Origin of the sequence: Paucibacter sp. M5-1 (assembly GCF_027498415.2) — a bacterium.
GTDB lineage: Bacteria > Pseudomonadota > Gammaproteobacteria > Burkholderiales > Burkholderiaceae_C > Roseateles_E.
Map to the genome: position 1 here is coordinate 2,874,245 of NZ_JAPZLM020000001.1, position 23,371 is coordinate 2,897,615.

At 68.8% G+C, this 23,371-nt stretch carries 25 protein-coding genes and 1 pseudogene; 14 read left to right on the top strand and 12 right to left on the bottom strand.

What is annotated here, in order from left to right:
* Positions 1–67: 67 nt before the first annotated feature.
* The 3 genes from O5M90_RS13490 to O5M90_RS13500 are packed head-to-tail and all read left to right on the top strand — an operon-like array spanning position 68 to position 2,507.
* Positions 68–652, top strand: coding sequence for a hemerythrin domain-containing protein (locus tag O5M90_RS13490; protein ID WP_269839155.1), 585 nt, complete (start codon positions 68–70; stop codon positions 650–652).
* 31 nt (positions 653–683) lie between these two features.
* On the top strand, positions 684–1,367 hold the full coding sequence (gene murU, locus O5M90_RS13495; protein ID WP_269839156.1) for an N-acetylmuramate alpha-1-phosphate uridylyltransferase MurU: 684 nt from the start codon (positions 684–686) through the stop codon (positions 1,365–1,367).
* 12 nt (positions 1,368–1,379) lie between these two features.
* Positions 1,380–2,507: a GGDEF domain-containing protein gene (locus O5M90_RS13500; RefSeq protein WP_269839157.1), complete on the top strand. Its 1,128-nt coding sequence runs from the start codon at positions 1,380–1,382 to the stop codon at positions 2,505–2,507.
* A 10-nt stretch (positions 2,508–2,517) separates the two neighbouring features.
* Here O5M90_RS13500 and O5M90_RS13505 read toward each other — a convergent pair whose 3' ends face one another.
* Complete coding sequence (locus tag O5M90_RS13505; protein ID WP_269839158.1) at positions 2,518–3,510, bottom strand: potassium channel beta subunit family protein; 993 nt, start codon at positions 3,508–3,510, stop codon at positions 2,518–2,520.
* A 133-nt stretch (positions 3,511–3,643) separates the two neighbouring features.
* On the opposite strand from O5M90_RS13505, the gene O5M90_RS13510 reads away from it, so the two are divergent.
* From O5M90_RS13510 to O5M90_RS13540, 7 genes are all read left to right on the top strand, one after another.
* On the top strand, positions 3,644–5,383 hold the full coding sequence (locus tag O5M90_RS13510) for an alkaline phosphatase D family protein (protein ID WP_269839159.1): 1,740 nt from the start codon (positions 3,644–3,646) through the stop codon (positions 5,381–5,383).
* 41 nt (positions 5,384–5,424) lie between these two features.
* The gene (locus O5M90_RS13515; protein WP_269839160.1) at positions 5,425–6,660 is read left to right on the top strand and encodes an FAD-dependent monooxygenase; all 1,236 of its coding nucleotides are present in this window, start codon (positions 5,425–5,427) and stop codon (positions 6,658–6,660) included.
* Between the two features lie 9 nt (positions 6,661–6,669).
* A complete protein-coding gene (locus tag O5M90_RS13520; protein ID WP_269839161.1) occupies positions 6,670–7,065 on the top strand; it encodes a GFA family protein in 396 nt (131 codons plus the stop codon).
* A 48-nt stretch (positions 7,066–7,113) separates the two neighbouring features.
* Positions 7,114–7,623: a helix-turn-helix transcriptional regulator gene (locus O5M90_RS13525; RefSeq protein WP_269839162.1), complete on the top strand. Its 510-nt coding sequence runs from the start codon at positions 7,114–7,116 to the stop codon at positions 7,621–7,623.
* Complete coding sequence (locus O5M90_RS13530) at positions 7,623–8,039, top strand: VOC family protein (RefSeq protein WP_269839163.1); 417 nt, start codon at positions 7,623–7,625, stop codon at positions 8,037–8,039. Before O5M90_RS13525 ends, O5M90_RS13530 begins: the two co-directional genes overlap by 1 nt.
* Positions 8,036–8,281, top strand: a complete 246-nt coding sequence (locus O5M90_RS13535; RefSeq protein ID WP_262969049.1) for a hypothetical protein — start codon at positions 8,036–8,038, stop codon at positions 8,279–8,281. Before O5M90_RS13530 ends, O5M90_RS13535 begins: the two co-directional genes overlap by 4 nt.
* A 124-nt stretch (positions 8,282–8,405) precedes the next feature.
* On the top strand, positions 8,406–8,777 hold the full coding sequence (locus tag O5M90_RS13540) for a VOC family protein (RefSeq protein ID WP_269839164.1): 372 nt from the start codon (positions 8,406–8,408) through the stop codon (positions 8,775–8,777).
* A 20-nt stretch (positions 8,778–8,797) separates the two neighbouring features.
* On the opposite strand, the gene O5M90_RS13545 is transcribed toward O5M90_RS13540, so the two are convergent.
* The 3 genes from O5M90_RS13545 to O5M90_RS13555 all read right to left on the bottom strand — a co-directional run bounded on the left by O5M90_RS13545 (position 8,798) and on the right by O5M90_RS13555 (position 12,655).
* Entirely contained in the window at positions 8,798–8,995 is a 198-nt protein-coding gene (locus tag O5M90_RS13545) for a hypothetical protein (RefSeq protein ID WP_269839165.1), read from the bottom strand.
* 139 nt (positions 8,996–9,134) lie between these two features.
* Positions 9,135–9,695 (bottom strand): cohesin domain-containing protein, encoded by a 561-nt coding sequence (locus O5M90_RS13550; RefSeq protein ID WP_269839166.1) that lies wholly within the window; start codon positions 9,693–9,695, stop codon positions 9,135–9,137.
* Between the two features lie 23 nt (positions 9,696–9,718).
* Positions 9,719–12,655, bottom strand: coding sequence for a fibronectin type III domain-containing protein (locus O5M90_RS13555; protein ID WP_440402096.1), 2,937 nt, complete (start codon positions 12,653–12,655; stop codon positions 9,719–9,721).
* A gap of 290 nt (positions 12,656–12,945) precedes the next feature.
* Here O5M90_RS13555 and O5M90_RS13560 point away from each other — a divergent pair.
* Together O5M90_RS13560 and O5M90_RS13565 are read left to right on the top strand one after the other, a co-directional pair.
* Positions 12,946–13,924 (top strand): annotated as a pseudogene (locus tag O5M90_RS13560) (flavodoxin family protein).
* A 46-nt stretch (positions 13,925–13,970) separates the two neighbouring features.
* A complete protein-coding gene (locus O5M90_RS13565; RefSeq protein WP_269839168.1) occupies positions 13,971–14,420 on the top strand; it encodes an OsmC family protein in 450 nt (149 codons plus the stop codon).
* A 30-nt stretch (positions 14,421–14,450) separates the two neighbouring features.
* Here the strand turns inward: O5M90_RS13565 and O5M90_RS13570 are convergent, their stop codons facing one another.
* The 3 genes from O5M90_RS13570 to O5M90_RS13580 all read right to left on the bottom strand — a co-directional run bounded on the left by O5M90_RS13570 (position 14,451) and on the right by O5M90_RS13580 (position 18,188).
* Complete coding sequence (locus O5M90_RS13570) at positions 14,451–15,797, bottom strand: HD-GYP domain-containing protein (RefSeq protein ID WP_269839169.1); 1,347 nt, start codon at positions 15,795–15,797, stop codon at positions 14,451–14,453.
* Entirely contained in the window at positions 15,794–17,488 is a 1,695-nt protein-coding gene (locus O5M90_RS13575; RefSeq protein ID WP_269839170.1) for a PAS-domain containing protein, read from the bottom strand. Before O5M90_RS13575 ends, O5M90_RS13570 begins: the two co-directional genes overlap by 4 nt.
* 220 nt (positions 17,489–17,708) lie before the next feature.
* On the bottom strand, positions 17,709–18,188 hold the full coding sequence (locus tag O5M90_RS13580) for a hypothetical protein (RefSeq protein ID WP_269839171.1): 480 nt from the start codon (positions 18,186–18,188) through the stop codon (positions 17,709–17,711).
* Positions 18,189–18,391: 203 nt separating this feature from the next.
* On the opposite strand from O5M90_RS13580, the gene O5M90_RS13585 reads away from it, so the two are divergent.
* Positions 18,392–18,553 carry a hypothetical protein gene (locus O5M90_RS13585; protein WP_171018354.1) on the top strand — a complete coding sequence of 54 codons (162 nt, stop codon included), beginning with the start codon at positions 18,392–18,394 and terminating at the stop codon, positions 18,551–18,553.
* A gap of 18 nt (positions 18,554–18,571) precedes the next feature.
* Here O5M90_RS13585 and O5M90_RS13590 read toward each other — a convergent pair whose 3' ends face one another.
* The 5 genes from O5M90_RS13590 to O5M90_RS13610 all read right to left on the bottom strand — a co-directional run bounded on the left by O5M90_RS13590 (position 18,572) and on the right by O5M90_RS13610 (position 22,211).
* Positions 18,572–19,261 (bottom strand): hypothetical protein, encoded by a 690-nt coding sequence (locus O5M90_RS13590; protein WP_269839172.1) that lies wholly within the window; start codon positions 19,259–19,261, stop codon positions 18,572–18,574.
* 16 nt (positions 19,262–19,277) lie between these two features.
* On the bottom strand, positions 19,278–19,826 hold the full coding sequence (locus tag O5M90_RS13595; protein ID WP_137945651.1) for an NADPH-dependent FMN reductase: 549 nt from the start codon (positions 19,824–19,826) through the stop codon (positions 19,278–19,280).
* A gap of 40 nt (positions 19,827–19,866) precedes the next feature.
* Positions 19,867–21,114, bottom strand: coding sequence for a nucleoside recognition domain-containing protein (locus O5M90_RS13600; protein WP_262969041.1), 1,248 nt, complete (start codon positions 21,112–21,114; stop codon positions 19,867–19,869).
* A gap of 235 nt (positions 21,115–21,349) precedes the next feature.
* A complete protein-coding gene (locus tag O5M90_RS13605) occupies positions 21,350–21,802 on the bottom strand; it encodes a cupin domain-containing protein (protein WP_269839173.1) in 453 nt (150 codons plus the stop codon).
* 10 nt (positions 21,803–21,812) lie between these two features.
* Complete coding sequence (locus O5M90_RS13610) at positions 21,813–22,211, bottom strand: tautomerase family protein (RefSeq protein WP_262969039.1); 399 nt, start codon at positions 22,209–22,211, stop codon at positions 21,813–21,815.
* A 141-nt stretch (positions 22,212–22,352) separates the two neighbouring features.
* Here O5M90_RS13610 and O5M90_RS13615 point away from each other — a divergent pair, with 141 nt between their 5' ends.
* Positions 22,353–23,273 (top strand): LysR family transcriptional regulator, encoded by a 921-nt coding sequence (locus O5M90_RS13615; RefSeq protein ID WP_269839174.1) that lies wholly within the window; start codon positions 22,353–22,355, stop codon positions 23,271–23,273.
* The last annotated feature ends 98 nt before the right edge of the window (positions 23,274–23,371 follow it).

A 23,371-nucleotide genomic window follows, 5' to 3' on the forward strand; every position in this document is an offset into this window, starting at 1 on the left:
TTGACCCAGAGCAAGACCTCGCGGCGCCCGAGCTGGCACGCTGCGCCATGCACTGCCGGAGACACCGATGACCGCACTGACGCTTCGCATCATCCGCGACGAACACCATGCGCTGGCCGCGATGCTGCGCACGATACCGCTGCTGCTGGCCCAGCACCGCCAGCAGGGCAGCCGGCCCGATTTCGATGCGCTGCGCGCGATGCTGTTCTATGTCGATGAGTTCCCCGAGCGCCTGCACCACCCGAAGGAAACCGAGCTGCTGTTTCCGAAGCTGCGGGCGCGGGCGCCGCAGTCGCGCGAGCTGCTGGACCGGCTCGACGCCGACCACGGCCGCGGCGAGCGCGCGGTGCGCGAGCTGCAGCACCGGCTGCTGGCCTTCGAGCTGCTCGGCGAGCCGCGCCGCGCCGCCTTCGAGCAGGCCGCCCGGCGCTATGTCGACGCCTATCTGCAGCATATGGCGCTGGAGGAGCGCGAGGTGCTGCCGCTGGCCGAGCAGGTGCTCGGCCCCGAGGACTGGGCCGAGCTCGACGAGGCCTTCGCCGGCAACCGCGACCCGCTGACCGGCCATGTGCCGGACGCCGAGTACCAGGCCTTGTTCGCCCGCATCCTGAACCTGGTGCCCGCGCCGCTGGGCCTGGGGCCACCGGACTGACCCCCGACGGCGCACCCTACACTTCCGCCCCATGCGAGCCATCATCCTCGCGGCCGGGCGCGGCGAGCGCATGCGGCCGCTGACCGACACCACCCCGAAGCCGCTGCTGAGCGTACGCGGCAAGCCGCTGATCGTCTGGCATATCGAGGCCCTGGCCGCCGCTGGCGTGCGCGATATCGTGATCAACACGGCCTGGCTGTCCGAGCAGTTCCCGGCCACGCTGGGCGACGGCAGCGCCTGGGGCCTGCGCCTGCATTACTCGGTCGAGGCGCAGGCACTGGAGACCGCCGGCGGCATCGCCCAGGCCCTGCCGCTGCTGACGGCCGATGGCGACGCGGCCTTCTGGGTGGTCTCAGCCGATGTCTTTCTGCCGGAGTTCCGCTTCGACGCCGATCAGGCGCGGCGCTTCGCCGACGGCGCGCGGCTGGCCCATCTGTGGATGGTGGCCAACAGCCCGCACCACCCCGATGGCGACTTCGCGATCAGCGCCGAGGGCCTGGCCGCCAATGAGGGCGGGCCGCGCCACACCTGGTCCTGCATCGGCCTGTACCGCGCCGAGATGTTCGCCGGCATCACCCCAGGCACGCGCGCGCGGCTGCGGCCCTCTCTGGACGCCGGCATCGCCGCCGGCCGCATCGGCGCCGAGTTCTACGCCGGGCCCTGGACCGATGTGGGCACGGTGGCGCGGCTGGACGCCCTGAACCGCAGCGCCTGAACCTCGCCGGCCATGGACGTCCGCACCCTCTTCCTGGCCCAGACCTGCGCACTGCTGGCCAGCGCCGCGATGCTGTGGATCGCGCGCGGCGAGGCCGACCGGCGCAACGGCCTGCGCCTGTGGATGCTGGCCGTCGCAAGCCAGGGCCTGGCCTATGCGCTGCTGTCCAACGCCGGCCGCCTGCCCAGCCTGCTGAGCGCCGGCCTGGGCAATGCGCTGGGCGCCGTCAGCGTGGCGCTGTTCCATGCGGCGATCCGTCAGTTTCTGGGCCAGGTCCTGCAGCGCAGCGGGCTGGTGCTGATGGCATCGATGGTGCTGGCGGTGACGGCGGTGGCGCTGACGGCCGGTGCCGACTACGCGCAATCCACCATCTTCAACGGCTTCGCCTACGGTCTGGTGCAGCTGCTCAATGCCTGGCTGCTGTGGCGCAGCCCGGCGCCGACCCTGCGAGGGGTGCAGCGGGTGGTCGCGGGCTTCTACCTCTTGATGGGCCTGCTGCTGCCGCTGCGCGCCGCCGCGCTGCTGCTCCAGCAGGGCCAGGGACGCGACTATCTGAACGTGCCCGCCGACTGGCAGGCGCCGCTATTCCTGTTCGGCTTTCTGTTCATCATCGTGACCACGCTGGGCTTTCTGCAGATGTGCAAGATGCAGGCCGAGGCCGAGGTGCGGCAGCAAGCCCATAGCGACGGGCTGACCGGCCTGCCCAACCGGCGGGCCCTCGACGAGGCCGTGGCCGCCGCGATCACGCGGGCCCGACCCTTTGCGCTGCTGATGGTGGACCTGGATCATTTCAAGGCCATCAACGACGGCTTCGGCCACCATGCCGGCGACGCCGCGCTGGCCGACTTCGCCGCGGGTCTGCGTGCCAGCCTGGCCGCCGGCGAGCAGGCCTTCCGCTGGGGCGGCGAGGAGTTCTGCCTGCTGCTGCCGGCCGGCGATGCCGGGGCGGCACTGGCGCGGGCACGGCAGCTGCACCAGCAGATCGCACGGCCGCCCCAGGGCGAGCTGCCGGCGCTGCGCTGCAGCCTGGGGCTGACGCTGTGGCAGCCGGGCGACTCCGCCGACACCCTGTTCCGACGCGCCGACCGGGCGCTGTACCGCGCCAAGTCGCTGGGCCGCAACCGGGTCGAGCCGGGCTGAGGCCGGCGGCCTATTTGGCCAGCGGCTTGGCGATCGCGTCGATGCGGGCCAGCAGCTCGGGCGTCAGCTTGGGCGTGACCGCCAGCGCGCCGAGGTTGTCATGCAGCTGGCTGAGCTTGCTGGCGCCCAGGATCACGGTGGAGACGCGCGGATTCTTGTTGACCCAGGCCAGCGCCAGCTGGGCCATCGTGCAGCCCAGCTCGGCAGCAATGCCTTCCAGCGCGGCCACGGCCTGGTTTTTCGCCGGGTCCTGCAGTTGCTCGCGCATCCAGGCCATGCTTTCCAGCGAGCCGCGGCTGCCCTCCGGGATGCCGTGCTTGTACTTGCCGGTCAGCAGACCCGAGGCCAGCGGGCTCCAGGTCGTCAGGCCCAGGCCGATGTCCTCGTACAGGCGGGCGTACTCGGTCTCGACGCGCTGGCGATGGAACAGATGGTATTGCGGCTGTTCCATCACCGGCTTGTGCAGATGGTGGCGCTCGGCAATCTCGTAGGCGGCGCGGATCTCGTCGGCGCTCCATTCGCTGGTGCCCCAGTACAGCGCCTTGCCCTGCTTGATGATGTCGCTCATCGCCCAGACCGTCTCCTCGATCGGCGTCAGCGGGTCGGGGCGGTGGCAGTAGATCAGGTCGACGAAGTCCAGCTGCAGGCGCTGCAGCGAGCCGTCGATGGCCTGCATCAGGTATTTGCGGTTCAGCGTGTCCTGGCGGTTCGGCAGGCGCGGCTCGCCGGCGGGCGCGCGCTCCATGCCCCAGAAAAACTTGGTCGAGACCAGATAGTTCAGCCGCGGCCATTTCAGCGCCTTCAGCGCCGCGCCCATCACCACCTCGCTCTCGCCCTTGGCATAGACCTCGGCGTTGTCGAAGAAGTTGATGCCGGCATCGAAGGCGGCCGCCAGCATCTCGGTGGCGGCCCTGGTGTCGACCTGGTTGTGATAAGTGACCCAGGAGCCCAGGGACAACTCGGAGACTTGCAGGCCGCTGCGGCCCAGACGACGGTATTGCATGGTGTGCTGATGACAGAGAGTGAGCGGACGGGCGCGAGCGTAGCGCACAGCGCGTCATCCTGCTGACGCGGTCGCGACTTGGCCCTGTCATCGCGGCTGCGAAGAATGCGCTTTTTTGCCCGAGCCCGACGCCATGACCGACAAGCTGTACAACCTGCTCCAGACCCGCAACGCACGCAGCCCGAACCGTCGCGATTTCGTCCGCGGCGGCATGGCGCTGGCGGCCGGCGCCCTGGTGGGCCTGCCGGGCTGCGGCGGCGGAGACGACGATGTGCCGGTGCGCTTCAGCCATGGCGTGGCCAGCGGCGACCCGCTGGCCGACCGCATGATCCTGTGGACCCGGGCCCGCGCCGAAGACGCCCATGACCCGCGCGACATCGTGCTGCGCTGGGAGATCGCCCGTGACGCCGGCTTCGCCAGCTTGGCGGCCAGCGGCGACGCGCTGGCCAGCGCCGCCAACGACTTCTGCGTCAAGGTCGACGCCAGCGGCCTGCAGCCCGGCCAGCGCTACTGGTTCCGCTTCCTGGCCGGTGCGCAGAGCTCGCCGGTGGGCCGCGCCAAGACCCTTCCCGGCGGCTCGGTGGCCCAGGCCAGGCTGGCGGTGTTCTCCTGCGCCAACTACCCGACCGGCTATTTCCACGCCTATGCCGACGCCGCCAGGCGCGAGGACCTCGACGCGGTGATCCATCTGGGCGACTACCTCTACGAGTACGGCCCCGGCGGCTATGCCAGCGGCAATGCCGCCGCGCTGGGCCGCGTCGTCGAGCCGGCCAAGGAGATCGTCGCCCTGGCCGACTACCGTGCCCGCTATGCCCAGTACCGCAGCGACCCCGATCTGCAGGCCCTGCATGCGGCGCACCCGATGATTGCCGTTTGGGACGACCACGAGATCACCAACGACGCCTGGATGGGCGGCGCCGAGAACCACCAGGCCGCCAGCGAGGGCGACTACGCGGCCCGCAAGGCCGCCGCGCTGCAGGCCTGGCATGAGTGGATGCCGGTGCGCGCGCAAAGCAGCCGGGAGCGCATCTACCGCAGTTTCGAGTTCGGCAATCTGCTGGCCTTGCACATGCTGGACACCCGCATCGTCGGCCGCGATGAGCAGCTCGACTATGCCGATTACCTCGGTGCCGGCGGCAGCTTCAATGCCGCCGCCTTCAGTGCGGCCATCGCCAACCCGCAGCGCCAGCTGCTGGGCAGCGCGCAAAGCGGCTGGCTGCAGCAGCAGCTGAGCGCGTCCACCGCGACCTGGCAGATGCTGGGCCAGCAGGTGTTGATGGGCCGCATGAACATCCCCGCGCCCATCCTGTTCGAGGCCAACAATCCGGGCACCGGCGTCTCGGTCTCGGCCTATGCCGCCATCGTCGCGAAGGCCCAGACCAATCCCGGTGCGCTGACACCGCAGGAGCGCGCCGTGCTGGCCCAGCCCAGCATCCCCTACAACCTCGATGCCTGGGACGGCTACAGCGCCGCCCGCGAGACCCTGCTGGCCGCCGCACGCCAGCTCAACAAGAACCTGGTCGTGCTGGCCGGCGACACCCACAACGCCTGGGCCAGCGATCTGGACGATCTGGCCGGCAACCCGGTCGGCGTCGAGTTCGCCACCCCCTCGGTCAGCTCCCCGGGCTTCGAGGAATACCTGCCCAAGGAGAACCCGCAGCAGCTGGCCGGCGCGCTGACCCAGCTGATCGGCCCGCTGCAGTACGCCGACACCTCAAGGCGTGGCTATATGGTGGTGACCGCGACGCCGCAGGCCTGCCGCTGCGACTGGATCTTTGTCAGCGACATCCTCAGCCGCAGCTACACCGCGAGCGTCGGCAAGAGCCTGCAGGTGCTGCCGGGCCAGGGCCAGCGCCGGCTGCAGGCCGTCTGAGCCAGGCACTCGATACGGGCCGGCCGCTATAGACTGCGGCCATGTCCGAGATCGCCGATTCTTCGTTCACCCCGACGCTGCGCCTGGCCGTGGTCGGCGCCGGCCCGGCCGGCCTGGGCCTGGCCCTGCTGGCGGCGCGCGCCCTGCCCCAGGCCCAGATCAGCCTGTTCGATGCCCGGCCGCTGGAGCGCGATGTCTCCGGCGACCCGCGCACGCTGGCGCTGAGCCTGGGCAGCGTGCAGCTGCTGCAGCGCCTGGGCGCCTGGAACGAAGCCGCCGCGCAAGCCATCCTGCAGGTTCATGTCAGCCAGGCCCCGCCCACGCTGAACCATCCGATCTTCGGCGCGGCCGGCGAGCCGCTGGTGCGCATCAGCGCGGCCGAGCAGGGGGTGGACATGCTGGGCGCGGTGCTCAGCTACGGCCAGCTGGTCGCGCCGCTGCAGGCAGCCTGGCAGGCGGCGGCGGCGGCCGAGCCACAGCGCCTGCTGAGCCGCTTCGGCGCGCCGGTCGCGGGGCTGAAGGCCCTGGACGTGTCGGCAGGCGGCGGCGTCGAGGTCGATGCCGGCATTGCCGAAACCTTCGATCTGGCCGTGGTCGCCGAGGGCGGCGTGTTTGCGGATCAGGCACGCAAGAGTCTGGCGCATGACTACCAGCAGAACGCCTGGGTCGGCACCGTGACCCTGGCCGAGCGCAGCCCGCCCGGCGTGGCCTACGAGCGCTTCACCCGCAACGGCCCGCTGGCCCTCTTGCCGCTGCCACCGCTGGAGGGCCGCAAGCGCGCGGCCCTGGTCTGGTGCATGCCGCAGGCCGAGGACGAGATCGCCAGCCTCAGCGATGCCCAGCGCCTGGCCGTCATCAACAGCCTGCTGGCCGCCGAGGCCGGCCCGCTGCAGGCGATCAGCCCTCTCAAGTGTTTTGCGCTGGGCCTGAACGCCGAACGCAGCCTGGTCGAGGGCCGTACCGTGCGCATCGGCAACGCCGCCCAGACCCTGCACCCGGTGGCCGGCCAAGGGCTGAACCTAGGGCTGCGCGATGCCTATGCGCTGGTCCAGGCGCTGCGCGGTAGTCGCGACATCGACGCCGCGCTGCGCAGCGTCGAATGGCAGCGCGCCCCCGACCGCTGGAGCACCATCGCCAGCACCGACTTCCTGGCCCGCAGCTTCGCCTGGCGCTGGCCCGGCCTGCCGCTCGTGCGCGGCCTCGGCCTGGCCGCGCTGCAGGCGCTGCCGCCGCTCAAGCGCGCGCTGGCGCGGCAGATGATGTTCGGCAGCCGCTGAACCGCCCCCATGACTGAACGCCTTGCCTCCTGCAGCTGCGGCCAGCTCAGAGCCCAGGTCGTCGGTGAGCCGGTTCGCGTCTCGATCTGCCACTGCCTGGCCTGCCAGCGCCGCACCGGCAGCGTGTTCGGAGCACAGGCCCGGTTCCGCCGTGAGAACGTCTCGCTGTCGGGCAACTCGACCCGCTATGTGCGCACCGGCGATGAAGGCTCCCGCGTCACCTTCCACTTCTGCCCCCATTGCGGCGCCACGGTCTATTACGAACCCGAGGGCCTGGAAGAGTTCCTGGCCATCCCGGTCGGCGCCTTCGCCGAACCGAGCTTCCCGGCGCCCAGCGTCTCGGTCTATGAGGAGCGCATGCATGGCTGGGTCGTACCGCCAGCGGATGCGGAGCATATTGGCTGAGGTCAGTCGGGCACGAGACCTCGATGCTGTGGCGGGGCATTGATTCGCATGGACGCCTCATCAAGCGCAGCAATTGAAGACTTCGAGATCCCGGATCCGGCCCTGCTTCGGCGGCTGCTGCGGGCGAAGGATCGCATGGACGCCGCCTCGCATGAAGCCTGGCCGGTGAAGCGGCTCGCCGAGGTCAGTGGCGTCTCCGAGACCCATTTCGCACACACCTTCCGGCAGGCCTTTGGCATCCCACCGCATCGCTACCTGTTGACGCGGCGCATCGAGCAGGCGGCCACCCTGCTGCGCGACACCGAACTGCCCATCACGGAGATTGCTTTCGCCACCGGCTGGGAGAGCCTGGGTACCTTCGGGCGCACATTCCGGGACATCACCGGCAAGAGCCCCAGTGCGCTTCGCATCGAGGCCAGGGCCGAGGCCACCCAGCTCGACCGCGTGCCCGCCTGCGTCCTGAAAGCCGCGCAGCGGCCGGACCTCACCATCGCAGTTTCGGAGAAGCGTCGCCGTGCAACAGAAGGTACAAATCGGCCACCAACAAAGGAGCGCTGATGAGCCAAGGTATCAATGTGGTGGGTGTGTACGTCGATGATCAGGACCAGGCCCTCGATTTCTACGTCAACAAGCTCGGTTTCCGCGTCCATACGGATGTGCGCAATGGGGCCTATCGCTGGCTGACGGTCCAGCATCCGGAGCAGCCCTTGTTTCAGCTCGGCCTGTTTACACCCGGGCCACCGATGCACGACGAGGCGACGGCGCAGGCGCTGCGCGCACTGGTCGCCAAGGGCGCGATGCCGGCCTTGGTGCTGGCCGTGGCCGACTGCCGGGCCACCTACCAGCAACTGCAGGCCCGGGGCGTGGAGTTCACCCAAGAGCCGGTCGATCGCTATGGGAGCGTGGATGCCGGTTTCCGCGACCCTGCGGGCAACGGCTGGAAGATGATCCAGGTAGCGGGGAGCTCGACATGAACTGCAGCAGCTTCTTGAGGCGCACCCACCGCTGGGTATCGATCGCCTTCACGCTGACCGTCATCGCCAACTTCGTCGCCCGGGCGCAAGGGCCGGCAGAGCCGCCGCCCTGGCTAACCTATGCGCCGCTGCTGCCGCTGGGCCTCCTGCTGTTGACAGGGCTGTACCTGTTCGCCCTGCCCTATCTCGGCCGTCGCCACGAACGGCATGGCGCCAAAGAGCAGGGGACGCCGGCCGCTTGAAGAGAACCGGAGCGCCAGGCGGGGTCAGGTCTTGAACCCTGCTGCATCCAAGACTTGGCATCGAAACCCTTCGTGGTCCAGAATCCCTTCGACCTCGTTCAAGCTCACATCAATCAGCAGCCCCATGTTCGATCACGTTGTATTCGGCGTCAGCGACTATGCCGCGAGCAAGGCCTTCTTCCTCAAGGCACTCGAGCCGCTCGGCGTCATGCTCGTCTCGGAGGGGCCGCTGGGCATCGAGCTTTGCCGCCCCGACAGCCAATCTTCGCTGTGCATCCGCCGGGTCGAAGCGAAGGCCACACACCTTCACCTGGCCTTCACGGCCGAGAGCCGCGGGCAGGTCGAAGCCTTCTACCGCGCCGCTCTTGAGGCAGGGGGCGAGGACAACGGTGCGCCGGGCCTGCGCCCGCAGTACCACGCGAACTACTACGCCGCCTTCGTCATTGGTCCGGACGGGCACAACATCGAAGCGGTTTGCCATCAAGCCGAGGGCTAGCTGACGCAATGAAGAAAGCCCTACTTCAAGGGCTTCTCCTCGCTAGGCACCGGCGCCGCCTCGTCCGGCAGCTTGGGCTCATCGCTGGCATGGTGGTCCATCGGCGTTTTCTTGCCGAGCTGCGGCGTCTGCTCCGAGCCCGGGGCGATCTCTTCGCCCTGATGTTTCTTGGCCTGCTGAACCTTTTTGTCGTGGGCGATATTGCGCGGGTCGGTCATGGGAAGGGCTCCGGAAATGGTTTGAAGCCCATCCTCGCCCAAGCGCCGCCCTGCCCGGGTAGGACAAGACGCCTTTCCAGCCAGGACAATATCGCCAACGCCGCCCTTGGGTCGCGGGATCGGCCAGGATACGGCCGGCTCAGCCCCGCTGCCGCCGCGCCATCAACCCGACACCCGCCAGCCCGGCCAGCATCAGCGCCAGGCTGGCCGGCTCGGGCACGCTGAGCGCCAGGCTGTGGCCGGCCTGCACGTCCAGCGTCGGCGCCATCAGATAGATCAGGCCGTGGTTGAGGTTGCCGGCCGCGTAGTCGCTGAACAGGCCGATGCTGGCGCTGCCGGCGCCCAGCACCTTGAAGGACAGCGTGGCCAGGCGCAGCGAGGCCTGGCCGGCGTCGGCCACACCCGGGAAGGCCGAGCCCGACAGGACCACGCCGGTCAGCGCCGAGTCGTCCGCCCAGCCCTCGGCCAGGCTCACGCCGGTCAGCGCCAGCAGGCTGGTGTCGAAGCTCAGGCCCATGCCGAAGGCCAGCAGCTCGTCGCCGGCGCGCTCGCCGTCGAAGGGCTGCAGCAGCGCGACATCGAGGCTGAAGCTCTGGCCGACCGTGGCGGTGGTGGTGCCGGACAGCGAGATGCTGGCGGCCTGAGCCACCGACAGGGAGAGGCCGGCAAGCAGCGCGGCGAGGGCAGATTTGATCTTCATGGCTTGGTTCCTTGAGCAGACGCTCACTGGCGGGTGAAGAGGGCGTACCAGAGCTTGTAGTCGGCCTGGGTGATGCATTTGTCGGCGTCGAAATTGGCCAGCGGCTGGTAGCGGGCGTCGCCCTCGCAGCTGCCCAGCGCGGCGCGCTGCAGATCGCGGTCGCTCACATTGATCGCGCCGTCGCCATTGATGTCGCCCAGCTTGCGTACCGCGAAGGGCACGCGGGGCGCGGCCTCCTGGTAGCCGTCGTTGAGCAGGAAGGCGAGGTAGTACTCGCCGGCGGCCAGGCCGGCGAAGGTGGTGCTGCCGGCGGCGCCCGAGGCATAGCGCCATTGCACGGCCGGGCTGCCGCTGCCCGGGGTCTGGGTGGCGCGGTAGACGGCCACCCAGTCCTTGACCCCGCCCGGCATGCCGGACCAGCTGACGTTCAGCGCCTCGCCGCTGCGGATCAGATTGCGGGCCACGCCCAGCACACGCGGCTCGGGTTCGCTGCCGGCGCCGACGGTGAAGGCCACCCGGTTGGAGACCTCGGTGTAGGAGTCGTTGATATAGAGCGCCAGGAAGTACTCGCCGTCGGGCAGCGGCTCGGTCGGCGACAGGCCGCCGCTGGCGCGGCCGTCCACGTAGTAATAGCTCACCAGCAGATCGATGCCCGGCGTGGCACCCTTGCGGAACACGCCGATATAGTCCTTGGCCGTGCCCGGGCCGTCGGCGAAGCGGATGTCCAGGCGCTCGCCGCTGCTCAGCGCGGTCTTGACCAGGCTGACGCTGGCGATCTCCGTGCCCACGGCAAAGGGCAGGCGCTCCGAGATCTCGAAATAGGCGTCGTTGATCATGAAGGCCGCGTAGTAATAGCCCTTGTTCAAGGCGCCCAGGGTCACGGTGCCGGCGCTGCTGGGCGTGTAGGCCCAGCTGGTGGAGCCGACGCCGCCGGGCTCCTGGCCGACGCGGTAGACGCCGATCCAGTCCTTGGCGCCGCCGGGCGCGCCGCTCCAGGTGAAGCTGGGGCGCTCGCCGGCATTGAACTGGGTCTTGTTGATCGCCAGCTCGGCCGTGTTGCCGACATAGAAGGCGGCACGCGGGGCGATCTCGGCATAGCTGTCGTCGGTGAAGAAGGCGGCGTAGTACTCCACGCCGGCGGCCAGACCGCTGAAGGCCAGCTGGCCGTTCACACCGGACACATAGCCCCATTTCACTGCCGGCGTGGCCGCGCCGGGCGTCTGGCCCTTGCGGTAGATGCCGACCCAGTCCTTGGGCTTGCCGCGTCCGTTCAGATGCTCGACCACCACGGGCTCGCCGGCCGGCCAGACCTTCTTTGCCAGGCGCAGCGCCGGGTCGCCGTCCGAGCTGCCCTGCACGGTGAAGCTGTGGGTCTGCGTCCACGGCGACCACTCGGCGTTGGCATCGCGGTGGCGGGCGCGGATGTAGTAGCGGCCGTTGTTCAGGCCATTGGGGCCGACGGCATAGCGCTCGATGTCGAGGCCGGCGTGGATGTCCACCGGCTCGTAGTTCGGCGCACCGCTGTCGCCGTAGAGATTCTCGACATCGCGTATCAGGTCCACCACCTTGCTGGAGAAGGCGGCGTCGCGGGCGATCTGGAACTGCGTGCTGTTGAGCGCCATGCCCGAGGGCGACTGGTAGCCCGCCAGACTGAAGGCATGCGGCAGGCTCAGCACGGCGCCGTCGACCACGCCGTCCAGCACCGGCTGCAGCGGCGGCGCGGCATCCAGATGACGCTCGAACTCGTCCACCAGGCGGTTGTCATAAGCAAAGCCCAGCTTGGGGTGGCCCACGGCATAGGAGGAGACCTTCATCGTGCGTGCGCCGAGATCGAAGTCGATCAGCTGCCAGGTCCAGTTCGCGATGGTCTTCTGCACATCATCCATATCGCGCTCGCTCGACTGGCCCCAGAACTGGTCCCAGGCGGTGCCGCCGCTGATGAGGTGATAGATGGGCCAGTCACGGGTTTGGCCGCGGGCATAGAGATGGTGATGGGCGCCGATGTTCAGCACATGCTTGCGCGTGCCGGCCAGGATGGGCATGGCCGTATCGCGGAACCAGCTGGAGATATCGCCGACATACTGCTCGGCCTGGTAGGGGCGGTGCACGACGCTGATCACCCAATCCACATCGGGGTCGGCATTGGCCGCCGCCACCACCTTGCGCAGCCACTCGGTTTGGGCCGCAAAGCTGTGTTCGGAGTTGGTATAGACCAGCAGCACGCGGCCGATCTGGTGGGCGTAGTAGCTCTCGTCGGCTGCGGCCGGGATGCCCTGATAGCTGATCTTGTCGTACTCGGTGTGCGCGCGCCAGTTGGCCAGGCCCGGGTCGTAATAGGTCTCGTGATTACCCAGCGCCATCATGATGGCCAGATTGCCCGACACCACCGACGAGGGCTTCATGTGCACGAACTCATAGTGGTCCAGCGTGCCCACATCGACCTGGTCGCCGTTGTTCAGCATCAGTTGTACCGACTCCTCCAGCGGCAGGCCGGTCAGCGACTCGATCTTGGCCTTGGCCGCCTTCAGCAGCGGCGTGTGGCGGTCGTCATTGCGCAGCTGGTGGTCGCCGGTCAGCAGGAGGCGGAAATGGCCGCTCTTGCGCGCAGCCGTGGGCTGGGTGCGGAAGCGATAGACCGGCGACACCTCGCTGCCGCTGCGCACGCGGTAGCTGTAGACCGTCTCGGGCTGCAGGCCGGTCAGCTGCACGCCGTGCAGCCGGTAATTGGCCGCCAGCACCTGGGACGAGCCGGTGGCCCGGCGCAGCAGCGGCCCGCCATTCGGACCGTACTCGACCACCGACTCGCTGCCCTGCTCCGTTTTCCAGCTCACCCAGATCGAGCTGGCGGTGGGTGTCTGCAGATAGGGCATGAGGTCGGCGGCCAGCGCCGCCGCCCCGCACATCAAGCCGCCCAGCAGGACGGCGGCGCAGCGGACCAGGCGCCGGGCAGACAAGGCCATGGAGATCATCAGGGGCTCGCGGGCAGTGAGACAAGCGCCGGATTCGAGCAGCGTGGTGTGACATGAGCACGGAATGCGAATGGTCCGGATGGACCTATTCGTTTCTCTGAATGTCAACAGACCCTGGATCACTGGGTGGCCGCGCCAAGGGCCTATCCGCGCCTTCGTCCTACGTCCAAACAGCCCTCTGTCCGTCGCTCGGGATCAGGACGCGGACCTAGGCTTGACGGTACTCGGCCTGGCCAACCCACCGTCACCCCACAGCCAGCCAGCCAGCCAAGGAGGACACCATGACCAAGATCCGCACCGGGCAGGCGAGCGCACCCCTGACCCGCGCGCAGTTCCAGCAACGCTTCCAGCTGCGCTTCTACGACCCCGCATTCGCGGGCGAGAGCGAGGCCATCGCAAGGCTGGAAGCGATCGCCTGGGATGCCTTGCTGAACGGCCGCAAGGCACCGATCACCCGGGCCGCCGGTCGCGGCTTTGCCGACCCCAGCTATCAGCTGTCGGTGCAGTGGCTGGAGACTCGCAAGCGCCTGAAGGCCGCGCAGAAGCTGTGGGGCGACAGCGCGGCGCCATCGCGCGTGCTGCTGGTCTGCGGCAGTGCGCGCAATGACGGCACTTGCCCCGGCGAGGTATCCAAGACCTGGCGCCTGACCGAACTGACCCGGCGCGTCGTCGAGCGCGATGCCGCTGTGCCACTGGCCCTGCAGCTGCTATCCCAACCACGCGCTGGACCAGGCCGACGACTGGATGGCCGAGATCTACGAACGCTGGGTCGCGGCCCATGCCGTGATCATCCTGGCACCGACCTACTGGTACCAGTCGCCGAGGCCGCTGAAGCTGATGATGGACCGCATGGTCTCGGCCGATGGCAGCAACCCCGACCCGACGACGACCCATGGCAAGCATGTGGCCGAGGCCGAGGCCATCGAACAGCAAGGCTGGGACTATCCGAAGCATCTGGTCGGCCGGGCCTACGGCCTCGTGGTGCACGGCGACGTGGCCGGCGTCGAGGCGCAGCGCCGCAACCTGAGCGACTGGCTGGATTGGATGGGGCTGATCGCTGCCGGCGCCGCCGCCCAGCTCGACCGCTACATCGGCTACTACCAGCCCTACTACAACAGCCATGACGCGCTCGATCAGGACAAGGCCGTGCAGGAAGAGGCCCGCAATGTCGCCCGTGCCGTGGTGCAGGCCGTCCAGGAACTGCGCGCCGGCCGGCTGAGCCAGCCCGACAAGCAGCTCAAGCCGCCGCGCCCGAAATGAATTGTTGCTGTCATCCCCCTCGAAACGAACACAGGAAGGAATCACCATGACCGAGAAATCTGCAAGCGTTCTCTGGACCGGCGCCGGCAAGAAAGGCCTGGGCAAGATCAGCACCGAGACCGGGGCGCTGACGGACTACCCCTATGGTTTCGCGAGCCGCTTCGGGGATGACCGGCGCGGCAGCAATCCCGAAGAGATCCTCGGTGCTGCACATGCCGCCTGCTTCACGATGGCGTTCTCATTCGCCTGCGACAAGGCCGGCTATGCGACCACCAAGGTCGAAACCCGGGCCGATGTGCGGCTGGCAACGCAGGGTGAAGGCTTTGTGATCGACCGGATCGCGCTGCGCATGCAGGCCGTCGTGCCCGGCCTCGACGAAGCGCGGTTCCAGGAGATCGCGGCGGCCGCCAAGCGCGATTGCCCGCTGTCGAAAGCGCTGGCCAGCGTGCCGGAGATCAGCCTGGTGGCCAGCCTCGAATCGGGCGCGCCGACATAAGTCTTATCGCCGGCAGCCGGCACGGCGGCCTCAAGTCGCCGGCCCATCCCATCGCAGCCTGTCGGTCAACCCCTGCATCACCGCCGCATCGGCGTCGCCCAGCAGGCCCGCGCGCAGCAGCGATTCGCGCTGCAGCTCGCGCATGCGCCAGCTGAATTCGCGCGCCAGGGCTTGCACCTCCTGCTGCACTTTGGGGTCGCCCTGCGCGGCCAGCTCGGCCAGCATGCGTTCGGGGTCGGCGTCGGCATCGAGGCCGCTGCTGGAGAACGCGGCCTGGATGCGCAGCATGCGGTTCAGGCTTTGCTGCAGGACCTTGCGCAAGCGCGGGCCGGCCTGCTCGATCTGCTGGTCGATCTCGGCGCGCAGCGCGCGGAAGCGCCGCAGCGTCGCCATCACGCGGCGGATCTCGGGCAGCATCTCGGACAGGGGCTGCTGGGCTTGCAGCCAGTCGGCCATGTCGGTGTCGACGCCGCCGAGCTGGCTCAGCACCTGCTGAAGCGGCTTGCCGAATTCGCCCGGCATCAGCTTGCTGGCCACGCTGGCGCGCGCCAGCGGCGCGATGCCGGTCTCGATCAAGGCCATCAGCCACTCGGAGGTGGCCAGGATCTGGCCCTGCAGCGGGAACTCCTCATCGGCGATGCCGCGCGGATAGCCGAAACCATCGAGCCGCTCGTGATGGTTCAGCACCGCCTCGGCCACCTGCTTGCCGGCGCCCTTCATCTCGCGCAGCACGCGCCAGCCGATCACCGGATGGCTGGCGATATGGCGCCATTGCTCGGGCTGCAGCGGCCGGTCGGTGCGCAGATGCTCGGGGTCGATATAGAGCTCGCCGACGTCATGCAGCAGCCCGGCCAGCGCCAGCTGCCGGTGGCGTTCGATATCGCCGGGCAGCAGGCGGCGCGCCAACGCCAGGCTCAGCATCGCGACGCCGACGCTGTGCGACAGCCGGTCACCCTGGTAGTCGGCATACAGGGTCAGCAGCGACTGCACCGGCACCGACAGGCTCAGGCCCGCCAGCGACTGCGGCACCGGCAGCGCGCGCGGGTGCTCGCACAGCTGGGCCAGCAGCGGCTGCTGCTCCAGCAGACGCTCGGCCAGCGGCGCGAGGCTTTGCGGCATTACGCCGTTGACCACCTGCACGCAGTCCTCCAGCGGCTTGGCCAGCTTGTGCTGCAGCAGGCGCTCGCGCGCCTGCGCGCTGATGCGGGCGCCCTTGGCCAGCAGCTTGATGCCGCTGCCGCTGACGATGTCCTCGCTGGCCTGCACCTCGCGGCTGGCGGCGGTCTCGACCATATGGTTCAGGTAATGCGGATTGACCCGCTCACGGTCCGGGTCCAGCTCGTCGGGGATCGACTGTGCATCCGGGTCCGTCGTCATGCGCAACCCTCGCCAAACACCCGCGCCTGATTGCCGCCCAGGCCCTTCGCCTCATACATCGCGCTGTCGGCATGGCGCAGCAGCGTGTCGGGGTCGATGCCGGCGCCGGGATACAGGGCGATGCCGATGGAGGCGCCGAGCTGCAGCCGCAGCGTCTCGATATCGGCCGGCTGGACCAGGCCTTGCAGGATGCGCCGCGCCAGGCCCAGGCCGCGGTCGGCGGCATCGACACCGTACTGCAGGATCGCGAACTCGTCGCCGCCCATGCGGGCGACGACATCGCCGTCGCGGGCGATCTGGCGCATGCGCCCGGCGGCCAGCGCCAGCATCTTGTCGCCCACCGCATGGCCGTGCTCATCGTTGATGGGTTTGAAACCATCCAGGTCGATGTAGTGGACCGCGAAGCCGGGCGCGCCGCAGCCACTGTCGCGCACCGCCGCGGCCAGGCATTCCAGAAAGGTCTCGCGGTTGACCAGCGAGGTCAGCCCGTCATGGCGGGCCGCATGGCGCACCCGCTCCTCGCTGCGCGTGCGCTCGGTCACATCGGTGTAGGTGCGCAGCACGCCGCCGCCCTCGATGGGCACGCTGCGCACCTCGATCACCCGGCCATCGGGGCGCTGGCGGTCGTAGCAATGCGCGCGGTCCAGGATGCCGCCGGAGCGCACGAAGTCCTGGATGTCCTGCGGCGTGCGGCTGAATTCGTCGCTGGCCCACTGGTGAGCCAGCACCGCCTCGAAGCTGGGCTTGCTGGCCATCAGTGCCTCGGGCAGGCCCAGCAGCTCGATCGCGCGGCGGTTGCACACCTCGACCACGCGCTCGGCATTGACCATCATGATGCCCTGCTCCATGCGCGCCAGCGTGGCCTCGAGCAGGGTCGATTTTTCCTTCAGCCGCGCCTCGCTGGCGCGCGCCCGCGCCTCGGCCTGCTCCAGCGCCTGCTGCTGATGCTTCAGCGCGCTGATGTCGACATGGGCGGAGAAGCCCTTGCCATCGGGGCCGCGCTGCTCGATCACGCGAGCCCAGCGGCCTTCGGGCAGCGGCAGCTCGAAGGGTGCGCCGGTGAATCTCAGATTGTCGGCCAGCGTCGACAGGCCGCGCCGGAACCCCTCGCCATCGTCGCCCTCACGGCCCTGCCAGGCGCGGCGGTAGACCGACTCGAAGCTGGTGCCGGCGGCAACCGCGCGATCGCGCAGCCCGTACATCAGCACAAAAGGGTGGTTGACCCAGGCGATCTGGCCGTCGGCATCGGTCACCATCACGCCGTCGGCCACATGGTCGAACAGTGCCACGCCGTCGCTGAACAGCGCTTCCGGCACGGCGATAGGGCCGCCTTGCGGCACCGCGTGCTCGCCGGACCGCCACAGGCGGATGCGGCCCACGCCCGGCAGCGGCAGCGAGGCCGCGGTCAGCCAGCGGCCGCCATGCTCGAAGGCGAAGGGCCGGTTCTGCAGCCGGTGGCGGGCCACGCCTTTCTCGATATAGCGCTCGATCAGCGGCATCTCGAAGGCATTCAACCGGCCTTCGTAGAAACGCCGCAGATTGGCGCTGTAGGGCTCACCGATCTGGATATGGGCCGCATGCTCTGGAAACAGCGTCAGGAAGCTGCGGTTCCACAGCAGGGTGCGATCGGCCTCGTCGAACAGGCAGGCGCCGATCTCCAGACCGTCCAGGGTCTGCGCGACGGCGCGCAACAGCGGCTGGGCCCACGTACTCGCTGCCTCTGACTCGCCCCTGCTCGTGCCGCTGCCCATGTGCTGCCATCCGTCCCATAGCAAAAACCGAAGAGCGCCGTGAGACGGCGCCACCGCTCGCTGGCGGCTGCTACCGGGGCAGTGTAAGTCGCGCGCTGCGGCCGCCGCAGCGCAGCGCGTGCAGGACTGCACGGCAGCGCGGCTCGCGTCATGACCGCGCTCAGCGCAGCGGCGCGCGCTCTTGACCGGAGGCGGTCTGCGCGTCGAGCCCGCGCGCCGGCGTCTCGGTGGTCTGCTGCGCGCTGCTGCCCACCGGCACCAGTTCCTCGATCACCCAGCGGCCATAATGCTGGGCCCGGGTCGCGCGGTGGCGGCGGGCAATCTCGGCGACCCGCTGCACCTGGGCCTCATGCGCGGCCTCCACCACCATGAAGCTGTGGCCTTGCAGCGCCAGCTCGCGATGGGCCTTGACGATATTCATCTCCTGGCCGAACGCGGCCAGCGGGCTGGGGTTGGCCAGATCGGCCTCGGCCTGGGCCTGCATCTCGGCGGGCGTCAGCGTGCGCACCACGGGGCGGCCGGCCTCGGCCAGCGCCGCCCGGATCGCCGCGAGATCGGCCCCGCGCGGCAGGGCCAGCACCACATGGCCGACCGGATTGAAACTGCCGAAGCTGGTGGGATGGGGTGTGGGAGCGTTCATCGCGAGGGCCTCCTGCGAGTGGATGTGCTGCCATGCTGGGCGCGGCACCGCCGGCTGTCGACCGGCCAAGACAGGGTCTTGCTGTCGGCGGGGGACTACAAGGCCGCCAGCCGCTTGATCTAGCGCAGGAGTACATTGCACAGGCGCCAGCCCGCCATGACCCCGAGCCCCCGGGGCAGCCAGCCGGCCGGAGACCGCCCATCATGACGCTGTGCCCGATTGCCCTTGCCGTGGGCTGCAAGAAATGCCCGGCCTTCTCGGTCTGCCCGCTGAAAAGCGTGATCGGCGATCAGCCGGCGAAGGGGAAACCGGCAGTGAGCGCGGACAAGGGCCGGGCGAGCGGCGCCAAGAAGCGCGACAAATAGGGGAGAAGTTCGGAGGGGTCAGGTCTTGAGGAGTGGGGCTGGCGAGGAGCCGGCGTCCGTCTCTGCCCCGACCCGGCTTTGCGCGGCATGCGCGGCCGCCTGATGCGCCACCCGTCCCAGCATCCGGCCCAAGGAGGACAGATCCAGCGCGGCCTGCGGCGCCGCTGCGGGCAGGCTCAGCGAGGGCACGCTCGCTGCGCAGGGCGCTGCGACCTCGGGCAGCCGGATGCTGGCCAGGTCCAGCACGGCAGGGTCGGGCGCGCGCGCCAGCGCGATGCGCGGCTGCGCCGCCGACTCGGCGGCAGCGGCGCGCCGGCGGACTTCGATGGCCGCAGCGCGTTCAGCCGCAGCGCGTTCAGCCGCAGCGCGTTCAGCCGCAGCGCGTTCAGCCGCAGCGCGTTCAGCCGCAGCGCGTTCAGCCGCAGCGCGTTCAGCCGCAGCGCGTTCAGCCGCTTGTTGCTCGGCCCGGGCTTGGAGCGCACGGCGGCGCTCGCTGAGGTCTTCGACGTCGCTGACGTCGTCCATATTCCAGCGGCCGGCACCGGGCCGGCGCGGGCGGCCTGCAGACGGCAGTGCGGGGCGCTGTGCGGCCTCCAGCCGGGCCAGCGAGATCGTCAGGTCGATCGGCTTGTCGCGCTCGCGCAAGCGCGCGCTGAAGTCATTCAGCAGCGCATCGAGGTCTTCGGGCTCGAAGCCGTCCGACGCCATGGCCGTGCCGGCCCGGTCAGACCCGCGCCTTGATGAAGGCCACATAGCGATCGACCCAGGCCTGCACAAACGCGCGGCTGCCCTCGTTGATGCCGCCGTCGGCATCGAAGAAGCCCTTGCCGGCGTGGATGAAGGCCTCGGGCTGGCCCAGCGTGGGCACATCGAGATAGGCCAGGATATTGCGCAGATGCTGCTGCGCCAGCGCGGTGCCGATCACGCCCACCGAGGCCCCCAGCACCCCGGCCGGCTTGCCGGCCCAGACGCTCTGGCCATAGGGCCGCGAACCATGGTCCAGCGCGTTTTTCAGCACGCCGGGGATCGAGCGGTTGTACTCGGGCGTGACGAACAGCAGGCCCTGGGCCGCGCTGATCTGGGCCTTGAAGCGCTGCACCGGCTCGGCCGGGCTGGCGTCATCGTCCTGGTTGTAGAGCGGCAGTTCGCCGATCTCGACCTGGCCGAAGCTCAGCTCCGGCGGGGCCAGCTTGGCCAGCGCGCTGGCGAGCTGGCGGTTCAGCGAATCGCGGCGCAGGCTGCCGACCAGCACGGCGATATGGATAGCGGCCATGGTGAACTCCTGGAGTGGACGGTGCCCGATGGTAGCCGGCTTACTTGAAGAACCAGTAGCCCACCAGGATGGCCGCCACCACGCCCACCACATCGGCGATCAGGCCGCAGGTCAGCGCGTAACGGGTCTTCTTGATGTTGACGCTGCCGAAGTAGACCGCCAGCACATAGAAGGTGGTCTCGGTCGAGCCCTGGATGATGGCAGCCAGCTTGCCCTCGAAGCTGTCGACGCCGTAGGTCTTCATCACGTCCACCATCAGCCCGCGCGCACCGCTGCCCGACAGCGTCTTCATCAAGCCCACCGGCAGGGCCGGCACGAAGTCGGTCGGCAGGCCCACCGCCGCCACGGCCCAGGCGATACCACCCACCACATAGTCCATGCAGCCGGTGGTACGGAACACCGAGATCGCCACCAGGATCGCGATCAGGTAGGGAATGATGGTGATGGCGACGCCGAAGCCTTCCTTTGCGCCCTCGACAAAGGCCTCGTAGACATTGATGCGCCGCCAGGCCCCCACCGCGATGAACATCACGATGACCGACAGGATCACCAGGCTGCCCAGCAGGCCGATGTACTTGGCCATCAGCTCGGGCGGGTAGCGGTGCAGCCAGCCGAACAGCGCCGCCATGATGGCGATGAAGCCACCGAAGAAGGCCAGCACCGGCGCGCTGAGCAGATTGATGCGCTGATAGGCGGCCACCGCGACCAGGCCGGCCGAGAAGGAGATGAAGGTACCGATCAGCGTCGGCAGGAAGATGTCGGCGGCGTTGAAGCCGACCAGGCCCTGGTCCACCGCCAGCGCCTGGCGGATCGCGATCACCGAGGTCGGGATCAAGGTGATGCCCGCCGTGTTGAGCACCAGGAACATGATCATCGCGTTGCTGGCCGTGTCCTTCTGCGGGTTGATCTCCTGCAGCTCCTTCATCGCCTTGAGGCCCAGCGGCGTCGCGGCATTGTCCAGGCCCAGCATATTGGCGCTGAAGTTCATCACGATGGAGCCGCCGGCCGGGTGGCTCTTGGGGATCTCGGGGAACAGGCGCTTGAAGAACGGCGCCATGCCGCGCGCGAACAGCTGGATCACGCCGGCATGCTCGCCGATCTTCATGATGCCCAGCCACAGCGACATCACCCCGACCAGGCCCAGCGAGATGTCGAAACCGGTCTTGGCGGTGTCGAAGATGCCGGTCAGGATCTGCGAAAAGATCAGCAGATCGCCCTGCAGCAGCCGCGCCAGCGCCACGGCAAAGCCGATCAGGAAGAAGGCGATCCAGATGTAGTTGAGCACCATGCGCGGGACGGTCAGGGTTGGCCAAGAAAGGCGCCCATTATTCCGGCTGCGCGATCAAGCGCCATGCCAGCTTGAGGGGGGCGGGATAACCGGGGGTGATGGGAGGGCGGCTTTCGACCCAGACATCCGCAGTCAAGACTTCTGGGGCCCAAGTGGGCGCAGCCCGGGTCGGCCTCGACGCGGCTGCGCCACCGCCAGCTTTTGAGCGCGTGCCGGCGCTCAGGGCAAGCTCGAATCAAACCAGCTCGTGCGGTCGGCTGCCGATCGCCGCACAGTGCCGGCGGTAGTCGGCGATGCGATCGGCCGTGTCGATCCGCTGCAGCACGCTGTGGTGCGCGCCGAGATATTCGACGCTGCCTTTGACGACCACATGCACGAGCAATTGCTCACTGCCCCTCGCTTCCCACCAGTCGACATTGCCGGCGGGTTCATACACATAGTCACCGGCTCGCAGCACCCTCCCATCGTTGAGGCGGCGTTCGCCGGCGAGGTTCAGCGCATGGACTTCGCCGGTGTGCCGGTGCAAGCCCACGCGCACGCCGGGGTCGAGCCGCATCAACTCGACCCAGCCCGCACCATCGGGCAGGAACTGCAGCGGCAGCGACCACTTGCCGTCACCTTCGGGTATCCAGTCATCCAGTCCCGCACGGCGCATGGCCGCGGCGACAACGAGCTTGGCGAATTCCATGGCTGTCTCCTCAAAGGCTTGGGTGCTGGTGGCGGTATTCCTGGGTCTTGCCGCCAAAGCCATAGGCGCTGGCCCGCACGTCGTGCACATGTACATAGCTTTCGTGGTGCAGCGGGCCCAGCAGGGCAGCAAAGGCCTCGAACGCTTCGGCCACGTAGCGCGCTTTCTCGGCCTTGGTATTGGTTTCGTCGACCACCTTGACGTCGAAGTAGAAGCTGGCCAGCTTCTGTTCGGCCAAAGACTTGCCGGCGACAAACCAGTCGCGCGGGTCGACGTAGTCGATCACCACGGCGGTCAGGTCGCGCCGCTTGCCGAGCACGCGGCTGGTCAGCTCGAGCAGCATCTCGTTGATGCGTTCGGAAAGCTCAGTCGTGCGCGGCGCGCTGACCTTGACGTTGAGTATGGGCATGGCTGTCTCCTTCGCTTGCGGGGTGGTTGGTGCAGTGAATGTAGGCAGCCCGGCCCCTGCCGGAAACCGTCGCGCGGCATAATCGGTTTTGCTCGCCAAGCAAAAGCAGACGCGCAGCGCCCAAGAGCAGAAGACCTTCCGATGCGACCTTTCCTGCCCGACCCTGCGGACCTGCGCTGGCTGGTGCGCTCGCTCGACCTGCGATCGTTCTCGGCAGCGGCTCGGGAGATGGATGTGGCGGTATCCGTCGTCTCGCGTGGTGTCGATCGCCTCGAAAGCGGCTTTGGCATCACGCTGCTGCGTCGCTCCACGCACGGCTTGTCGGCAACGCCCGAGGGCGCCGAGCTGGTGCAGGAAGCGCGTGAACTCCTGGGCCGGCTCGAAGACATGGCGGCGTCGTTCGACCAGCAACGCCACCGCGTGGCCGGCGCCGTGCGGCTGGCGTCGAGCCAGGAAATCTGCGAGCAACTGATCGTGCCGCAGCTGGCCGCACTGCGTGAGCGACACCCGGCACTGCGCATCGAACTGGTGGCCGACGACCGTGTGATGGACCTGGTGACCGACGGCATCGACGTGGCACTGCGCACGACGCTGGGCAGCAGCGATGCGGTCGTCGCCCGCGAATTGGGTTCGTTCGAGCGGCGCCTGTACGCATCGCCGGACTACCTGCGCCGGCACGGAGCACCGACCGAGCCGGCGGACCTGCACCAACACCAGACGGTGACCCATACCGCGCAGGGACCGGCCGTCACATGGGGTTTCCGCCATGCCGGGCGCAAGCTGGAGATCACCGTCAGATCACAGCTGGCGGCCAGCAGCTCGGCCCTGCTTCACCGCGCGCTGGTGGCCGGCGCCGGCATCGGGGTGCTGTCACAGCCCTTGGCTGCAGCGGATGCGGCGGATGGCAAGCTGGTCGAAGTCCTGGCGCCCTTCGCTTCACGGGCGGCGTACACGATGTACGCCGTTTCCTTGCCGAGCCGGCGCAACGCTTCGCGCGTGCGGGCGGTGACGGCCTTCCTGCAGGAAGCTGCGCGCAAGCACTGGGGGCTGGCGCCGCCCTGAGCAGCACCCGCCGGCAAGGCCGCCCTGGTGGCCTTTCGCCAGGCCGTTAATCAGCCCGGCTTCAGCCTGGTTGAGCCAGACCAACTGCCAGACGGGCG

What these genes read in the sequence shown, in the direction of transcription:
- O5M90_RS13490 (WP_269839155.1), top strand. Translation starts at nt 68, where the DNA reads ATGACCGCACTGACGCTTCGCATCATCCGCGACGAACACCATGCGCTG.
- murU (WP_269839156.1), top strand. Translation starts at nt 684, where the DNA reads ATGCGAGCCATCATCCTCGCGGCCGGGCGCGGCGAGCGCATGCGGCCG.
- O5M90_RS13500 (WP_269839157.1), top strand. Translation starts at nt 1,380, where the DNA reads ATGGACGTCCGCACCCTCTTCCTGGCCCAGACCTGCGCACTGCTGGCC.
- O5M90_RS13505 (WP_269839158.1), bottom strand. Translation starts at nt 3,510, where the DNA reads ATGCAATACCGTCGTCTGGGCCGCAGCGGCCTGCAAGTCTCCGAGTTG.
- O5M90_RS13510 (WP_269839159.1), top strand. Translation starts at nt 3,644, where the DNA reads ATGACCGACAAGCTGTACAACCTGCTCCAGACCCGCAACGCACGCAGC.
- O5M90_RS13515 (WP_269839160.1), top strand. Translation starts at nt 5,425, where the DNA reads ATGTCCGAGATCGCCGATTCTTCGTTCACCCCGACGCTGCGCCTGGCC.
- O5M90_RS13520 (WP_269839161.1), top strand. Translation starts at nt 6,670, where the DNA reads ATGACTGAACGCCTTGCCTCCTGCAGCTGCGGCCAGCTCAGAGCCCAG.
- O5M90_RS13525 (WP_269839162.1), top strand. Translation starts at nt 7,114, where the DNA reads ATGGACGCCTCATCAAGCGCAGCAATTGAAGACTTCGAGATCCCGGAT.
- O5M90_RS13530 (WP_269839163.1), top strand. Translation starts at nt 7,623, where the DNA reads ATGAGCCAAGGTATCAATGTGGTGGGTGTGTACGTCGATGATCAGGAC.
- O5M90_RS13535 (WP_262969049.1), top strand. Translation starts at nt 8,036, where the DNA reads ATGAACTGCAGCAGCTTCTTGAGGCGCACCCACCGCTGGGTATCGATC.
- O5M90_RS13540 (WP_269839164.1), top strand. Translation starts at nt 8,406, where the DNA reads ATGTTCGATCACGTTGTATTCGGCGTCAGCGACTATGCCGCGAGCAAG.
- O5M90_RS13545 (WP_269839165.1), bottom strand. Translation starts at nt 8,995, where the DNA reads ATGACCGACCCGCGCAATATCGCCCACGACAAAAAGGTTCAGCAGGCC.
- O5M90_RS13550 (WP_269839166.1), bottom strand. Translation starts at nt 9,695, where the DNA reads ATGAAGATCAAATCTGCCCTCGCCGCGCTGCTTGCCGGCCTCTCCCTG.
- O5M90_RS13555 (WP_440402096.1), bottom strand. Translation starts at nt 12,655, where the DNA reads ATGGCCTTGTCTGCCCGGCGCCTGGTCCGCTGCGCCGCCGTCCTGCTG.
- O5M90_RS13565 (WP_269839168.1), top strand. Translation starts at nt 13,971, where the DNA reads ATGACCGAGAAATCTGCAAGCGTTCTCTGGACCGGCGCCGGCAAGAAA.
- O5M90_RS13570 (WP_269839169.1), bottom strand. Translation starts at nt 15,797, where the DNA reads ATGACGACGGACCCGGATGCACAGTCGATCCCCGACGAGCTGGACCCG.
- O5M90_RS13580 (WP_269839171.1), bottom strand. Translation starts at nt 18,188, where the DNA reads ATGAACGCTCCCACACCCCATCCCACCAGCTTCGGCAGTTTCAATCCG.
- O5M90_RS13585 (WP_171018354.1), top strand. Translation starts at nt 18,392, where the DNA reads ATGACGCTGTGCCCGATTGCCCTTGCCGTGGGCTGCAAGAAATGCCCG.
- O5M90_RS13590 (WP_269839172.1), bottom strand. Translation starts at nt 19,261, where the DNA reads ATGGCGTCGGACGGCTTCGAGCCCGAAGACCTCGATGCGCTGCTGAAT.
- O5M90_RS13595 (WP_137945651.1), bottom strand. Translation starts at nt 19,826, where the DNA reads ATGGCCGCTATCCATATCGCCGTGCTGGTCGGCAGCCTGCGCCGCGAT.
- O5M90_RS13600 (WP_262969041.1), bottom strand. Translation starts at nt 21,114, where the DNA reads ATGGTGCTCAACTACATCTGGATCGCCTTCTTCCTGATCGGCTTTGCC.
- O5M90_RS13605 (WP_269839173.1), bottom strand. Translation starts at nt 21,802, where the DNA reads ATGGAATTCGCCAAGCTCGTTGTCGCCGCGGCCATGCGCCGTGCGGGA.
- O5M90_RS13610 (WP_262969039.1), bottom strand. Translation starts at nt 22,211, where the DNA reads ATGCCCATACTCAACGTCAAGGTCAGCGCGCCGCGCACGACTGAGCTT.
- O5M90_RS13615 (WP_269839174.1), top strand. Translation starts at nt 22,353, where the DNA reads ATGCGACCTTTCCTGCCCGACCCTGCGGACCTGCGCTGGCTGGTGCGC.